This window comes from Micromonospora sp. CNZ286, assembly GCF_014207755.1.
In genome coordinates this window covers 6,915,001-6,931,637 of the sequence record NZ_JACHIZ010000001.1, presented here as the reverse complement: position 1 = coordinate 6,931,637, position 16,637 = coordinate 6,915,001, and the positions used below count along the sequence as shown (strand labels likewise).

Annotated in this window: 6 protein-coding genes, 2 rRNA genes and 1 pseudogene (1 of these 9 running past the window's edge); 3 read left to right on the top strand and 6 right to left on the bottom strand. The window is 70.9% G+C overall.

What is annotated here, in order from left to right; genetic code table 11:
• Together FHX31_RS31220 and FHX31_RS31215 are read right to left on the bottom strand one after the other, a co-directional pair.
• Positions 1 to 1,710 (bottom strand): MmpA family trehalose lipid delivery protein, encoded by a 1,710-nt coding sequence (locus tag FHX31_RS31220; protein WP_123110602.1) that lies wholly within the window; start codon positions 1,708 to 1,710, stop codon positions 1 to 3.
• On the bottom strand, positions 1,710 to 3,587 hold the full coding sequence (locus FHX31_RS31215) for a hypothetical protein (RefSeq protein ID WP_374539165.1): 1,878 nt from the start codon (positions 3,585 to 3,587) through the stop codon (positions 1,710 to 1,712). Before FHX31_RS31215 ends, FHX31_RS31220 begins: the two co-directional genes overlap by 1 nt.
• A 169-nt stretch (positions 3,588 to 3,756) precedes the next feature.
• Here FHX31_RS31215 and FHX31_RS31210 point away from each other — a divergent pair, with 169 nt between their 5' ends.
• Positions 3,757 to 8,388, top strand: a complete 4,632-nt coding sequence (locus FHX31_RS31210; RefSeq protein WP_184977649.1) for an alpha-(1->3)-arabinofuranosyltransferase domain-containing protein — start codon at positions 3,757 to 3,759, stop codon at positions 8,386 to 8,388.
• Complete coding sequence (locus FHX31_RS32925; protein ID WP_013289080.1) at positions 8,385 to 9,668, top strand: lipopolysaccharide biosynthesis protein; 1,284 nt, start codon at positions 8,385 to 8,387, stop codon at positions 9,666 to 9,668. The genes FHX31_RS31210 and FHX31_RS32925 overlap by 4 nt, the downstream gene beginning before the upstream one ends.
• Before the next feature lie 16 nt (positions 9,669 to 9,684).
• Here the strand turns inward: FHX31_RS32925 and nudC are convergent.
• Positions 9,685 to 10,368 (bottom strand): annotated as a pseudogene (gene nudC, locus FHX31_RS31205) (NAD(+) diphosphatase); the annotation flags it as partial.
• A 300-nt stretch (positions 10,369 to 10,668) separates the two neighbouring features.
• Here nudC and FHX31_RS31200 point away from each other — a divergent pair.
• Complete coding sequence (locus FHX31_RS31200) at positions 10,669 to 12,486, top strand: VanW family protein (protein ID WP_184977883.1); 1,818 nt, start codon at positions 10,669 to 10,671, stop codon at positions 12,484 to 12,486.
• Positions 12,487 to 12,544: 58 nt separating this feature from the next.
• On the opposite strand, the gene FHX31_RS31195 is transcribed toward FHX31_RS31200, so the two are convergent.
• From FHX31_RS31195 to FHX31_RS31185, 3 genes are all read right to left on the bottom strand, one after another.
• Positions 12,545 to 13,171: an NADPH-dependent F420 reductase gene (locus tag FHX31_RS31195; protein WP_184977647.1), complete on the bottom strand. Its 627-nt coding sequence runs from the start codon at positions 13,169 to 13,171 to the stop codon at positions 12,545 to 12,547.
• 206 nt (positions 13,172 to 13,377) lie between these two features.
• A 5S ribosomal RNA gene (gene rrf / locus FHX31_RS31190) occupies positions 13,378 to 13,494 on the bottom strand.
• A 79-nt stretch (positions 13,495 to 13,573) separates the two neighbouring features.
• Positions 13,574 to 16,637, bottom strand: a 23S ribosomal RNA gene (locus FHX31_RS31185) (it continues 46 nt past the right edge of the window).

Here is a 16,637-nt window from a genome sequence, read left to right as displayed (position 1 = left end):
TTACCACGCAGTAGCTCGCCGGCGTAGGGTCGAAAAGGCGGCAGCCATGACCACCAGAACGGCAGTTCCGCACGCGAGCACGACAAGCCAGCGACCGGATCCGGCTCGCTGCGGCGAGCCCGACGCGGCCGGGTTCCGGTAGAGGCTCAGCGACTCCCCCTCGTACCGGAGGTCGAGACCGGCCAGGACGGCCGGGTCCACTGTGCTCGGCGTACCGTGCTGCACCACCACCCAGCGCACGCCGGTGGCCGAGACCGGCTGTCCCTCGGCGAGCACCCGGCGCACCTCGCGCAGGCGCGGATTCTCGCCCGCCACCGCGACGTCGTCGACCACTAGCGTGTCGTCGGTGAGCACGGTTCCCGGCAGATAGCGGGGCGCCGGGTCCAGCACCACCCGGCCCGGGTTCCACGGATAGGCCCGGTAGGTGGTCAGCGGCAGGGCGAGGATCTCACCCGGGTCGTCCGGCAGGCGCTCGGCGACCGCCTGCCAGTCCGCCGGGTAGCGCACCGGGCTGATCCGGCCGGCCCCGCCGAACGCCAGGTCCGGCATCGCGGCCAACGGCAGGAGCAGCAGCCCGGCCAGCACGATCCCGCCGACCTCCCGGTCGATCCGGGCCACCAGCCGCTCGGCGCCGAGCGCCGCGCACACCACCAGCACGAGGGCGTACGGCGCGAGGAACTTCTGCCCGTCGCGGAGCAGTCCCGCGCCCGGCACGTGCGCCACCGCCCAGCTCAGCGCCGTGTTCCCGCCGGGCAGCACGGCGAGGGCGGCCAGTAGGTACGCGCCGCCGGCCAGCACGCCCAGCCGTACCGCCGCGCCCGCCGGCAGCCGGCGCCGCAGCAGGCCGGCGCCGACCACGGCGAGGACCACGAGCACCAGGGTCGCCAGCGGGGCCGGCGTGCCGGACCGGCTGGCCGGGGTGGCCTGCACGTTCCAGATGCCGCCGGTGCCCGCGAGCGCCACCAGCGGGCCGGCCCAGTTCTCGGCGCGCGCCGCGAACGCCGCCACACCTGCCGGGTCGGACGTGCCGCCCGCGCCGGTCACCAGGGCCGCCACGATCCACGGTGCGTTGAGCAGCGCGACACCGCCCACCGCGACTGCGGAGAGCCGGAGCCGGGCCCGGTCCGCCGTCAGCACCAGCACCGTCGCCAGGGCGATCAGGCCGCCGGTCGGGGTGATCGCGGCGGGCGCGGCGAGCAGCACCACCCGGGCGAGCGCGCCGTCGCGGCCCGCCCGCAGGTCCAGCGCCGCCCGCACCAGCCACGGCAGTGCGGCGTACGCCAGCAGCAGCCCCCACTGCCCGATCAGCAGCCGCTCGGCCAGGTACGGCGTCCACGCGTACGCCACGGCGGCGACGAGTTGCACCGCACGCCGCTCGGTCGGCACCAGCCGTCCGGCGCCCACGGCGGCGAACAGGACCGCACCGGCCAGCGCCACCCGCTGCACCACCCAGCCCGGCACGAGCTGGGTCACCAGCGAGACCAGCGCGTCCATCGGCACCGCCCGGGGCAGGCTCTGCGCCGGGGCCACCAGATCCCAGCTCAGCGGCTGCCGGGGGACGAACACCATGTCGTACCGCAGCGCGTAGCCCGGCGCCGCGAGCGGGGCCAGGATCAACGCGGTGACGACGACCGCCACGAGGTACAGCGGCAGCGCCTCCCGCCACCGCCGGACCGCGGGGCCGCCGCCCTCGGCGGGACGTCCGGTCATTACGGCTTCGGCACCGCCCGGCCGATGGTGATCAGGTTGGTGCACAACCTGACTCCGGGCGTGTTCACGGTCAGCTCGACGGCGGACCCGGCGCCCTCCACCATGAAGAACACGTCGTTCAGCCCGCTCTTGAGCGTGATCTCGCGGGTGGCGTCGCCGAGCTTGAACACCGCCGTCGAGTCACCGGAGCTGACGTAGCCGAAGTGCACCACGTACGGCCACTCGACCAGGTAGCCGTCCATCGGGATCCGGGTGGTCCGGCCACCCTCGGCCAGGTGCCCGCAGCCCTCCACGGTGCCGGGCGCGACCTTGCGTCCCTCGACCACCACCGGACGGATCCGGCCGTTCTCGTCGAACGTCGACGGCTTCTCGCTCATCGTCACGAACGTCGGCCGGCGCTCCGCCGGACGGAAGAAGTGGGACTGGAGGTTGTCCGGCCAGAAGTACCCGGCCACCACCCGGTCCGGCACGATCGTGTCGAAGAAGACGGTCCCCGGTGGTGCGGCGGCCAGCTCGGCCTGCGTGGTGGCCAGGTAGTCCCGCCCGTGCTTGGTGCTCCAGTTGTCGCCGAACCGCGCGGTGCTCCACAGCGTGCCCACGCCGATGGTCGCCAGCAGCACCACCATCGAGACCAGGCCGACGGCGAAGGCGCCCGGCTCCCGCAGCACGGTCGGCAGCGGCCACGCGGACACGTCGTCCTCGTCGTTGTCCTTCATCCCGAGCAGCGCCACCCCGACGCAGATCGCGGCCACCAGCACCACGTCCGCGACGTACCGGGGGACGACGCCGACCAGCGGCCCGAGCGGCCCGCCGAGCCGGGTCACCGCGAACAGCGCCGCGACCAGGCCGAGGTAGCAGGCGAGCAGCAGCCAGGCCCGCCCGGCGGACGGCCGCCGCCGCACGGTGACCACGATCAGCGCCGCGAGCACCGCCCAGGACAGCCACTTCGCGATGTCGTACGGGTCGGACAGCGGCGGCCCGTCACCGGCGTACGTCCAGCGCCACGGCCCGCCCAGCAGGCCCGGCACCACCGTGTCGCCGATCAGGTCGCCGAGGAAGGAGAAGACCTGCCCGACCGAGGTGGGCTCGTCCAGTCCCCGGGCCGGGCGGGTCAGGTAGTACGCCAGGTACGCCCCGGACAGCACGGTGAGCATCAGCCACGCCGGCCAGAACCGCACGACGGTGCTCACCAGGCTGCGCCACGCGCGGCCCTTGGTGAACAGGAACGCGGTCAGCAGGAACAGCAGCGGCACGATGAGCAGCGCCTTGGTGTCGAAGAGCAGGCCGAACACCAGCCAGAACGCGACCAGGACGAGGTGCCGCCTACGGCCGGTGCGCACGTACCGGACCTGGGCCGCCACCGCGAGGACCAGGGCGAGTTGCGGCGGCAGGACGAGCAGCCCGACCAGCCACAGCGACGACACCTCGAGCGTCAGCGGGCTGAACAGGAACAGGCTCAGCGGGACCAGCAGCCCCCAGCCGGGCCGCAGCAGGTCACGGAGCAGCCGGTAGAGGGCGATCCCGACCGCCGCCTGCCCGGCCGCCAGCAGCAGGATCCACGGCCAGCCGGCGAAACCGGCCGCCCGGACCATCAGCCACGCGACCGCCAGCCCGGCCGGCATGAGGTGGTTGTTGAACGTGCCCAGCAGGTAGTCCGGGTCCAGCCGGGTGTCGAGCACCTGCGCGGCGATGACGAACTCGTCCTGCGAGAACCAGCCACGGGCGGCCAGCCCGGCGCGCGACGCGACGGACACGACGATGAGGGCGATCGCGACCGCGCGGACGCGGTCGGCGGCAATCCAGCGACCGATCGGTCCGGGTCCGTCGTCCTCCGCGCCGACGGCTGCCGGATGCGTCTCGGCCGCTGCTTGTGGCATTGACATGGTCGGCAGCCTGCCACACGCTTACACGCCGTGGGGACGGCCGTTCTCCTGATAACGCCCTGCCGCGCCCCCAGGTCGCCACTGCGCGTCCGGTCCGGATAACGTCGCGCGACACGCGTCATGTTGCAGGTGCGCGTACGGCCGGCGGAGACGGGAGCCGAAAATGCGTGCGGACGGGACGACAACGTCGCCGACGGGGACGGACACCCCCGCCCGGGAGACCGGCCGTGCCCGGCAGACGGCGCGGCGGTTCCGGCACCTGACGATCTGCCTCGCGCTCACCGCCCTCGCCTTCCAGCAGGCGCCCGGGCAGGTCGTACCGGACACGAAGGTCGACCTGAACGTCAATCCGGCGGGGTGGCTGCTGCGCTCGCTGCACCTGTGGGATCCCACCGGCACGTTCGGCCAGCTCCAGAACCAGGCGTACGGATATCTCTGGCCGATGGGCCCGTTCTTCCTGCTCGGGACGGAACTGGGCATCGCGCCGTGGATCGTCCAGCGGCTCTGGTGGGCGCTGCTGTTCTGCGTCGCGTACCTCGGTGTGGTGCGGCTGGCGGGCCGGCTCGGCATCGGCAGCCCCGCCGGCCGGATGATCGCCGGTGTCGCGTTCGCGCTGTCCCCGCGCATCCTGACCCAGCTCGGCTGGTCGTCGGTGGAGTCCTGGCCCAGCGCCGTCGCGCCGTGGGTGCTCATCCCGCTCGTGGGACTCGCCCGGGGCGCCCGGCTGCGCCGCGCGGTCGCCGGGTCGGCGGTCGCCGTCGCCTGCGCGGGCGGCGTCAACGCCACAGCCGTCGCCGCCGTGGTGCCGCTCGCCCTGCTCTGGCTCGCCACGCTCCGGCCGTTGCGCCGCCGCGTCACCGCCCTCGCGGCCTGGTGCGGCGCGGTCGCCCTGGCCACCGCGTGGTGGCTGATCCCGCTGCTGGTCCTCGGCCGGTACAGCCCGCCGTTCCTGGACTACATCGAGACCGCCCGCAACACCACCAGCGTCACCGACGCGGTGACGACGCTACGCGGCGCCTCTTACTGGGTCGCGTACCTGGCGTCCCCGTTCGGCGCGAACATCCCGGCCGGCGCCCGGCTGGCCAACGACACGCTGCTTGTGGCGGCCACCCTGGCGGTGGCCGCGCTCGGGGTGCTCGGCCTGTCCCGGCGCGGGATGCCGCACCGCCGGTTCCTCATCACCGGTCTGCTGCTCGGCGTCGCGCTCGTCGGCCTCGGGCACACCGGCGACCTGCCGAACATCCTCGCCGGGCCGCAGCAGCAGTTCCTCGACGGCATCGGCGCCCCGCTGCGCAACGTGCACAAGTTCGACGTGCTGCTGCGCCTGCCGCTGGCGCTCGGCCTGGCGCACCTGGTCAGCCTCGCCGTACGCGCGGCCCGGACCGCCCCCGAGCAGCGTCGTGGCCGGGCCACGGCACGGGCCTGGCTCACCGCCGGCACGGCGATGGTCGCGGTCGCGGGCGTCGCCTCACCGGCGCTCGCCGGTGGCCTCGCCACCCCGGGGGCGGTGAAGGACGTGCCCGGCTACTGGCACGACGCCACCGACTGGCTGGACGCGAACACCGGACGCGGGCGGGTCCTCGTCGTCCCCGGCGCGCGCTTCCCCGCGTACGACTGGGGCAGCACCACCGACGAGATCGCCCAGCCGCTGCTGGACAGCCGGTGGGCGGTCCGCAACGCCATCCCGTTCACCCCGCCCGCCACGATCCGGCTGCTGGACGCGATCGAGTCGACGCTCGCCACCGGCGCCGGTTCGGCGGGCCTGGCCGACCTGCTCGCCCGCTCCGGGATCAGCCACGTCCTGTTCCGCGCCGACCTCGACCACGGCCGCTCGGACACGGCCCGCCCCGCGGTCGTCCGGCAGGCGCTGGAACGCTCGCCCGGCCTGACCCGCGTGGTGTCCTTCGGCCCGGTACGCGGCGGCTCCGACGCCCCTGACGAGTTCCGCGACCAGGGCCTGGACGTGCCCGGACGGGCACTTGAGGTGTACCGGGTGGACCGGCCCGTCCAGCCGGTGGTCGCGTACGACCGCGACGACGTGACCACCGTCGTCGGCGGTCCCGAGTCGCTGCTCGACCTGGCCGCCTCGGGCCAGCTCGGCGCCGCGCCCACGATCCTGGCCGGCGACGCGAAGGCCGGTGAGACCACCGGGCGGGTCGTGATGACCGACGGGCTGCGGAGGCGCGACGTCTCGTTCGGCCGGCTGCGCGACAACTCCTCCCAGACGCTCACCGCCGACGACACCTTCGCGGTGTCCGCGCCCGCGCACGACTACCTGCCCGACTGGGGGCCGGAGTGGTCGACTGTCGCGCGCTTCGAGGGCATCAGCGGGATCCGCGCCTCCACCGCCCGCTCCCAGATCGACGCGACCGGCGGCACCCGGCCCGAATACCAGCCGTACGCGGCGATGGACGGGAACACCGCCACGTCCTGGCGGTCGGCGCCGCACTCGCGCAGCGACAGGCAGTGGATCGAGGTGAACCTCGCGAACCCGACCCGGGTCACCCGGGTGGAGGTCTGGTTCGACCTGAAGGCCGACGCCCTGCCCACCACAGTCACCGTGACCGCCGGGTACGAGAGCCGCACCGTCGAGCAGTTCGGTGACCACATGGTCTTCGAGCTGCCCGGCGTGCACGCCACCCGCAAGGTCGAGGTATCAGTGGACGCCGCGTTCGACCTGCGCCCGTTCGGCAACAAGACGGTCGGCATCACCGAGATCAAGATCCCAGGTGTCCAGACCAGCCGGACCCTCCAGCTGCCCGCCGCCCCCGCCACCGACCAGCCCGCAGGCGTGGTCGTGTCGGCGGCCCCGTCCACGCCCGCCTGCTTCACCGTCGACGGCCGCCCCCGCTGCTCCACCGACGCGATCCGCGGCTCGGAGGACGCCTCCACCATCGACCGCACCTTCACGCTGCCGGTGGCCGGAACGTACGACGCGAAGCTGTGGGCGCGGCCGACGCCCGGCCCGGAGCTGAACGCCGCTCTGGACAAGCTGGTCGCCGACGCTCAGCCGTTGCGCCTCGCGCCGCAGGTCACCGCGTCCTCGACGGCGGTGCCCGACCCGGCCGGCCGGCCCGGCGCGGTCCTCGACGGCGACCCGGCCACGAGCTGGTCACCGGCGCTGAACGACGAGGCGCCGATCCTGCGCCTCACCTGGCTCGAACCGCAGGTCATCAGCCGGATCCGGTTCACCGTCGAGGAGGGGACCGCCGCCACCCGGATCGGCAGCGTCCGGGTGGTCGGCAACGACGGGTTCCGCAGCAACCTGCTCACCAACGACGGCGTGCTCACGCTCGACCCGCCGATGCGGACCGACTCGATCACCATCCAGTTCCTCGACAAGCCGTCCGCCACCAGCACCGACCCGTACGGCCTGCGGCTGCCCGAGCCGCTGCCCATCGCTGTCGGCGAGGTGACGGTGCTGCCCCTCGGCACCACTGTCGCACCCCGCCCGGAGACGCCGCTGAAGCTGGCCTGCGGGTCCGGCCCGACGCTCCAGGTCGGCTCGTCCCGGATCACCACCACGCTCACCGGCACCGTCCGCGACCTGCTGGAGCTGCGCGAGATGCCGGTCACCGCCTGCGGCCGGACCACGCCCAAGCAGCTCGACCTGGGCAGCGGGGAGCACCGCCTCGTCACCACCGCGAGCACGCTCGCCACCGCCACCCGCGTCGCGCTGACGCCACGGACCGCGACGCCCGCCGCGGAGGCCACCGCCGGCGAGATCGAGGTGGGTTCCTGGTCGGCCACCGAGCGGCGGGTACGGGTGTCCGAGCACTCCGTCGACCGGGTGCTCGCGGTGCGGGAGAACACCAACACCGGCTGGCAGGCGACCATCGGCGGCACGACGCTCACCCCGCTCGTGGTGGACGGCTGGCAGCAGGGCTGGATCCTTCCCGCCGGTGTCTCCGGGGACGTGGTGCTGCGCTTCACGCCGGACACCCCGTACCGGATGGGTCTGCTGCTCGGCGGCGTCCTGCTGGCGGTGGTGGTGCTGCTCGCGGTGCTGCCCGATCGCCGGCCCGCCGGGGATCGCGCGGTCGTCGTCGCACCGGCGGCCCGGCGACGGCTCACCCGCTCGCTGCCGCTGCTCGCAGTCGGCGCCGCCGCGCTCGTGCTCCACAGCGGTCTGCTCGGCGCCCTGCTGGTCGCAGCGGGCTTCATGCTCGCCGTACCCGGGCCGCGTCGCCTGCCGTGGACCAGTGACCCCCGGCGGGTCAGGAGGATCGCCCGGGCGGCCGAGACGTGGCTCCCCGGCGCGCTCGTGGCGCTGGCCGGGTGGGTCTATCTGGAATCGGGCGACCGGCACACCGACGTGCTGCCGCAACTCCTGACGGTCGCCGCCCTGGGCGCGCTCTGGCTCTCCACGACCGCCCGCCGACGGCCCGTACGCCGGATCAGGCCCGCCTCGGCGGCGGCCCCGGCCGTGCCGGCCCCCCGGACGCCGGAGCCGGCCGGGCAGCCGACGCCCGTCCCTGCCCTCGCCGCCGCGGCCGTCGCCGCTCCCGCCGCCCTCGCCGGTCCAGGCACGGGTCCGGGCCGATGGCCGGACCTCGACGTCGAGCCGGGTCCGGACCGAGACGCGGACCGCGATACCGAGCCGGGCCCGAGCCCGGGGCCGGACCGCGACGAGCCGGCCACGGACCGGGACGCCGGCCGAGGGCCGGACGGCGAGGCCGAGCCGGATACGAACCTGGACGGTCGCGCCGAGCCCGACTCGGACGGGCGGCCGGCACCGGACGTCGCGCCGGGGCCGGAGGACGGCCCGGCGTCCCGCGTCTCGGAGATCACGTGAGCGAGGGCCGGCCGGGCCCGCAGCCGGCGGACGGCCGGAGGACCGGGCTGGGAGCGGCGGGCGTCGCCGTCACGCTCGCCGGTGTGCTGGTCAACGGCCTGGCCTACCTGGTGCCGGTACTCGCCGCCCGGAAGCTCGACGCGGACGACCTCGGCGCGCTCGCCACCGCCCTCGGCCTCGTGGCCATCGCCGGTGTGCCGGGGCTCGGCCTGCAACTCGCGGTCGCCGTGCACCACGCCCGGCACGGCCCGTCCGACACCCGGCGGCTCACCGTGCTGACCGCCGCCCTCTGCGCGGGGGCACTGCTGGTGGCGACGCCTGTGCTCGTCGCCGCGCTGGACCTGCCGGCGGTGGTACCCGCGCTGCTGGCCGTCACCACGGCCTCGGTGGTGCTCTCGTCGCGCTCGCTCGGCGAACTGCAGGGCGGTCAGCGCTTCCTGCGGCTCGCCGCCGCGATGGCGCTGCTGGCCGCCGCGCGCTACGGCGGGGTGATCGTGGGGCTGCTGCTCGGCGCGGGCCTGACCGGCGCGCTCGCGATCGGTGCGCTCACCGCCGCGCTGGCGCCACCGGCGCTGGCCTGGCTCACCGGTACGCCCCGGCGTCCCTCGGCCGCCCCGCGCCTGACCGTCGCCCAGGTGACCGCCGGGTGCGGGGCGACGCTGGCGATGCTCGTCGTCTCCTACGCCGATCTGCTCCTGGCCCGGCAACTGCTGCCGCCGTCGGGTTCCGGGGCGTACTCGGTGGGGACCGTCCTGACCAAGGGCGCGCTCTGGGCGCCGCAGGTCGCCGCCGTCCTCGCCCTGCCACGCCTGGCCCGCGGGGACCGCCGCAGCCGCACGGTCGCGCTCGCGGTGACGGGTGCCTGCGGCCTGGTCCTGGTGGGCGCGTCGGCAGTTGCCGGCGGGCTGGCCTTCCGGCTCGTCGGCGGACCCGACTACACGGCGCTCGGCCGGTACGCGCCGCTGTTCGCCGCCGTCGGCGCGCTCTACGCGGTGACGTTCGTTCTGCTCAACGACCGTCTCGCCGGAGGCGTCAGGTGGCCGGCCGCACCGCTGTGGCTGGGCACCGGCGCGCTGGTGACCGTTGCCGCGATCGTGCGTCCGCGTACCGTCGGCGGTCTCGTCGTCGCGGCCCTCGCCACGGCCGTGGTCACGACACTGCTGATGGCCGTGCCGGCGACTCGGCGCCCAGCCAGTCACCCAGCAACAGGTGATCGATCGAGTCCACCCGGCCCAGCGACCGACCGGACGCGATCCGCTCCCGCAGCTCCGCCCGGGTGAACCAGCGCGCCTCCAGCAGCTCCACCCCGTCGACGCGGACCTGCTCGGAGGTGGCGACGGCCCGGAAACCCACCATCAGGCCGGCCGGGAACGGCCACGCCTGCGACCCCTGGTAGGTCACGTCGGTGACTGTCACCCCCGCCTCCTCCGCCAGCTCCCGGCGGACCGCGTCCTCCAGGCTCTCACCGACCTCGACGAAGCCGGCGAGCGTCGAATACGCCCCCTCGGCCGCGCCCGCGTGCCGGGCCAGCAGGCAGCGCCCCGGCGGGCCGGGCGCCTCGACGAGCACGATGACAGCCGGCTCGATCCGGGGGAACAGCATCCGCCCGCACTCCGCGTCCGCGCAGGTCCGGACGTGTCCGCCGCCACCGGCCACCGCCGCCGCGCCGCACGCGCCGCAGTATCGCTGCTGCCGGTGCCACAGCAGCAACCCCCGGGCGTACGCCTGGACGGCCGCCCCGGCCGGGTCGAGCCGGCCGGCCAGCGCCCGCAGGTCGGCCGCCCGTGTCGCGGCGGCCGCCTCCACGGCGGCCCGCTCACCCAGCGCGGAGAGGTCGACGGCGAACACCGCGGCGTCCCCGTCGACCCCGAGGAAGACGGTCTCGCCCGCCGCGGCCCGGACGGTCGACGCCCGCTCACCGGTGAGCCGGACCGGGCCGTCCCCGTCGACCAGGCAGCGGTCCCGCCACAGCGGCAGCACGACGCTCGCCGGGTCGGTCAGCCGCTCGGCCAGCCAGTCCGCGTCGGCGCGCCGCGCCGCCGCCCGGTCCAGCCATCCGCCGCCGTACGCCGGCACCCGATCCTGTGTCCGCACCAGCTCACCGTGCCACGATCCGCACCGCGGCACCGCCCCGAAACGGGTGATCGGTGCGACACCGGCGGTCAACCGACACGACCGCCGGACCGGACACTCCCGGCGGGCCCGAGCGTTGGTTACCGTAGGTGTCTCCCGCGGGGGAAGCGGTCCCCGCGTGTACTTCCGATCGAGGTTGCAGTGACGATGTACGGCGAGAAGATGCCGGCTGCCGACGACCGTCCCACCATCAAGGTGGCGGCGGTGAGCTGGCCCGGCGTCGAGATGGAGCCGGTCGCCACACCACCCGGAGGCGGCGCGGCCAAGCCGACACGCTCGCGACGGGCCCGGCTGCTGCTGGCCGGAGGGATCGTCGCGGCCGTGCTCGCCGGCGGCGTCGGCCTGGGCGCCTACGCGTACGCCGGTGACGTGCCCCGCGGCACCACGGTGCTCGGCACCGAGCTGGGCGGGCGGAGCCGCGCGGAGGCGGCCCAGGCGCTCCGCGCCGAGCTGGAACGCCGGGCCGACAAGTTGGACGCCCCGCTCGCGGTCGCAGTCGGTGAGAACAAGGCCGAGCTGAAGCCGTCCGAGGTGGGGCTCGCCATCGACGTGGACGCGACGGTGGCGGCGGCTGCCGAGGCCGACGCGCACGCGGTGAGCCGGCTCGTCGGCTCCCGGGCGGTCGAGCCGGTGGTGACCGTCGACCAGGCCAAGCTTGGGGCGGCCCTGCGCAAGGTGATGGGCGCGCAGGGGCGTGAGATGACCATGCCGGCGATCATCTGGACCGGGACCACACCGAAGCCGGTCTACCCGAAGCCGGCGCTGACGATCGACACCGATGGCGCCACCTCGGTGGTGAAGGCCGGCTGGCTGGCCGCCGAGCCGGTCACCGTGCCGCTCGTCGAGAAGTGGCCGGCCACCACCCGCGAGGAGGTGGACCGGCTCGTCGCCGAGCTGGCCCGGCCCGCGGTGGCCGCACCGGTCACGCTCACCACCGACGGCGGCTCGGTCACCGTCCCGCCCGCCGCCATCGCCCGGTCGCTGCGCTTCTCCGCCGACGACGCCGGCACGCTCACCCCGAAGGTCGACGTCAAGCGGCTGCGTACCGCACTGGGGGACCGGCTGACGAAGCTCGAGGTCGAGCCGCGGGACGCCGGACTGACCATCAGCGGCGGCAAGCCGAAGGTGCTGCCCAGCAAGCCCGGACGCCAGGTCGACGCCGCCGCGCTCGGCCCGGCGCTGCTCGCGGTGCTGCCGAAGACCGAGGGCCGTACGGTGACCGCCGAGCTGAAGCCGGCCACCCCCGAGCTGACCGAGGCGGAGCTGGCGAAGCTCGGCATCAAGGAGCGGGTGTCGACGTTCACCACTCAATTCACCGGCGGCCTCTCGTCGCCGCGCAGCCAGAACATCGTCCGCGCGGCGAAGGACGTGGACGGCGCGCTGGTGAAGCCGGGCGAGACGTTCTCGCTCAACGGGCACACCGGCGAACGCGGCTACGACCAGGGATACAAGGACGCGCCGACGATCGTCGGCGGCAAGCTGGTGCCGGGCGTCGGCGGCGGTGTCTCCCAGTTCACCACCACGCTGTTCAACGCCACCTACTACGCCGGGCTGGAGGACGTCGAGCACAAGCCGCACTCGTTCTACTTCAGCCGCTACCCGGCGGTGATCGAGTCGACCATCTACTGGCCTCAGCTCGACTTCAAGTTCCGCAACAACACGCCGTACGGCGTCCTGATCGACACGTCGTACACGTCCAACTCGATCACCGTCTCGATCTGGAGCACCAAGATCTACGACAGCGTGAAGACCGAGTACGGCCCGCGCCGCAACATCACCCAGCCGAAGACGGTCTACCTGACGCCGGGTCCGACCTGCATCGCCGCCGCCGGCGCTGTCGGGTTCGCCCAGGACGCGTTCCGGGTCATCAAGAAGGACGGCAAGGTGTTCAAGCGGGAGAAGTTCAGCTGGCGCTACGACGCCGAGCCGCGGTTCATCTGCGCCCCGAAGCCGGGCGACGACTGATCCACGAGACGCGGAAAGGCCCCGCCGGACGTATCCGGCGGGGCCTTTCCCATGATTCTCACGGCCGTGCCGCGGCCAGCCCTTCGCGTACGCCGTCGGCGTCCCGGTCGGTGCCGTAGACGGGCGTGTCCGGCTGCTGCCGCCAGCTCTCGTCCAGGGTGCCCGCGTCGACCGGGTCGAAGCCCAGCTCGTCCACCAGCTCCATCACGATCCGCTTGGCGTCCGCGTCGTCACCGGCCACCGGCAGCGCGATCCGGCCCGCCGTACCCGCCGGCTTACCCTCGTCCATCAGGTGCGCGGCCTGGATGTTGTTGAAGACCTTCACCACCCGCGCGCCCTTGAGGTGATCGGCCGTCCAGCGGCTGGAGCTGAGACTGCGGTCCAGCAGCTCGGGGATGTCCCCGTCCCGCTGGGCGTAGTAGTTGTCGGCGTCGACCACCAGCTTGCCGTCGAACAGCGCCGCGGGGAGCTGCGGCACCGCCTTCAGCGGGATCGCGATGACCACCAGTTCGGCGCCCTGCACGGCCTCCTCCACCGACACCGCCCGGGCGCCGGTCTCGGCGGCGAGGTCGGTCAGGCTCTGCGGCCCGCGGGAGTTGGCCACCGCGACGTCGTGACCGAGTGAACGCAGACGACGGGTGAGGGTGCCCCCGATGTGCCCCGACCCGATGATTCCGATCTCCATGCCCACTCCTGTACCCCGTGCGGTCGGACCCGATCACGGTCCCGGCGTACGGCACGTCACGTTTCGCGCCGCCGAGCCGGCGGGCGATCGTGCGTCGACGGTCCCGGCTCGACGGTACGAGACCGAGGCGGTCCGTCGTGGTGTTTTCCGGGGGGCAACGCAATTCAGGGCCACCCCGGTTGGGGGTGGCCCTGAATTGGAAGATTGTCCGGCGGTGTCCTACTCTCCCACACCCTCCCGAGTGCAGTACCATCGGCGCTGGAGGGCTTAGCTTCCGGGTTCGGAATGTGACCGGGCGTTTCCCCTCCGCCATGACCGCCGTAACTCTATGAACATGTCAACCAACCCAACAACATGGGTGGTGGTTTGTTCAGAGTTGCACAGTGGACGCGTAGCAGCTTAGTAGTCAAGTCCTCGGCCTATTAGTACCGGTCAACTGAACCCGTTACCGGGCTTACATTTCCGGCCTATCAACCCAGTCGTCTAGCTGGGGGCCTTACCCCACAAATGTGGGTGGGATACCTCATCTTGAAGCGAGCTTCCCGCTTAGATGCTTTCAGCGGTTATCCCTTCCGAACGTAGCTAACCAGCCGTGCCCCTGGCGGGACAACTGGCACACCAGAGGTTCGTCCGTCCCGGTCCTCTCGTACTAGGGACAGCCCTTCTCAAGTATCCTACGCGCACGGCGGATAGGGACCGAACTGTCTCACGACGTTCTAAACCCAGCTCGCGTACCGCTTTAATGGGCGAACAGCCCAACCCTTGGGACCTGCTACAGCCCCAGGATGCGACGAGCCGACATCGAGGTGCCAAACCATCCCGTCGATATGGACTCTTGGGGAAGATCAGCCTGTTATCCCCGGGGTACCTTTTATCCGTTGAGCGACACCGCTTCCACATGCCAGTGCCGGATCACTAGTCCCGACTTTCGTCCCTGCTCGACCTGTCAGTCTCACAGTCAAGCTCCCTTGTGCACTTGCACTCAACACCTGATTGCCAACCAGGCTGAGGGAACCTTTGGGCGCCTCCGTTACCCTTTAGGAGGCAACCGCCCCAGTTAAACTACCCACCAGACACTGTCCCTGAACCGGATAACGGTCCGAAGTTAGATACCCAAATCAACCAGAGTGGTATTTCAAGATTGCCTCCACCCATACTGGCGTATGGACTTCACCGGCTCCCACCTATCCTACACAAGCTAATTCAGATACCAATGTCAAGCTATAGTAAAGGTCCCGGGGTCTTTCCGTCCTGCCGCGCGTAACGAGCATCTTTACTCGTAATGCAATTTCGCCGGGCCTGTGGTTGAGACAGTGGGGAAGTCGTTACGCCATTCGTGCAGGTCGGAACTTACCCGACAAGGAATTTCGCTACCTTAGGATGGTTATAGTTACCACCGCCGTTTACTGGCGCTTAAGTTCTCCGCTTCGCTCGTGAGAGCTAACAGGTCCCCTTAACGTTCCAGCACCGGGCAGGCGTCAGTCCATATACATCGAATTACTTCTTCGCATGGACCTGTGTTTTTAGTAAACAGTCGCTTCCCCCTGCTCTCTGCGGCCATACAACGCTCCACCCGCGCGGGGCTTCACGTCTCCGGCCCCCCTTCTCCCTAAGTTACGGGGGCAATTTGCCGAGTTCCTTAACCACAGTTCGCCCGATCGCCTCGGTATTCTCTACCTGACCACCTGTGTCGGTTTGGGGTACGGGCCGCTAAGAACTCGCTAGAGGCTTTTCTCGGCAGCATAGGATCACTGACTTCACCTGAATCGGCTCGGCATCACGTCTCAGCCTATGTGGCGTGCGGATTTGCCTACACGCCGGCCTACACGCTTACCCCGGCACAACCACCGGCCGGGCTCAGCTACCTTCCTGCGTCACCCCATCGCTTGACTACTACCCGCCAGGTTCCCACGCTCCCCACCATTGGTCCGAAGACCGCCGGCAGTTCGGGTGGTTAGCACAACGAGGTTCGTCAGGGTCGCTCTTTCGCGGGTACGGGAATATCAACCCGTTGTCCATCGACTACGCCTCTCGGCCTCGCCTTAGGTCCCGACTCACCCAGGGCGGATTAGCCTGGCCCTGGAACCCTTGGTCATCCGGCGGAAGGGTTTCTCACCCTTCTTTCGCTACTCATGCCTGCATTCTCACTCGTGCCGCGTCCACAACTGGGTCACCCCGCTGCTTCACCCCCGGCACGACGCTCCCCTACCCATCCACACACCTGCATACCCCATCAAGGAGGCACGAAGTTAAAATGTGAATGCCACAGCTTCGGCGGTGTGCTTGAGCCCCGCTACATTGTCGGCGCGGAACCACTTGACCAGTGAGCTATTACGCACTCTTTAAAGGGTGGCTGCTTCTAAGCCAACCTCCTGGTTGTCTATGCGACCCCACATCCTTTTCCACTTAGCACACGCTTAGGGGCCTTAGCTGGTGATCTGGGCTGTTTCCCTCTCGACTACGAAGCTTATCCCCCGCAGTCTCACTGCCGCGCTCTCACTTACCGGCATTCGGAGTTTGGCTGATTTCGGTAAGCTTGTGGGCCCCCTAGACCATCCAGTGCTCTACCTCCGGCAAGAAACACGCGACGCTGCACCTAAATGCATTTCGGGGAGAACCAGCTATCACGGAGTTTGATTGGCCTTTCACCCCTAACCACAGGTCATCCCCCAACTTTTCAACGTTGGTGGGTTCGGCCCTCCACGCGGTCTTACCCGCGCTTCAGCCTGCCCATGGCTAGATCACTCCGCTTCGGGTCTAGAGCATGCGACTAAAAACGCCCTATTCAGACTCGCTTTCGCTACGGCTCCCCCACACGGGTTAACCTCGCCACATGCCACTAACTCGCAGGCTCATTCTTCAAAAGGCACGCCGTCACCCCGCAAGGCTCCGACGGATTGTAGGCGAACGGTTTCAGGTACTATTTCACTCCCCTCCCGGGGTACTTTTCACCATTCCCTCACGGTACTCGTCCGCTATCGGTCACCAGGAAGTATTTAGGCTTACCAGGTGGTCCTGGCAGATTCACGGCAGATTTCAGGAGTCCGCCGCTACTCGGGAACACCCACAGAAGACCAGCAGCTTTCACCTACCGGACTATCACCGTCTACGGTCAGCCATTCCAGACTGTTCGACTAGCCACTGGCTTTGTAACTTCTCCAACAGATGTCAGTCTGTTGAGCAGGGTCCCACAACCCCGACCACGCAACCCCTGACAGGTATCACACGCCGCCGGTTTAGCCTCAATCCGCTTTCGCTCGCCACTACTCACGGAATCACTATTTGTTTTCTCTTCCTACGGGTACTGAGATGTTTCACTTCCCCGCGTTCCCCCCACACACCCTATGTGTTCAGGTGCGGGTGACATCACATGACTGATGCCGGGTTTCCCCATTCGGACACCCTGGGATCACAGCTTGGTTGACAGCTCCCCCAGGCCTATCGCGGCCTCCCACGTCCTTCATCG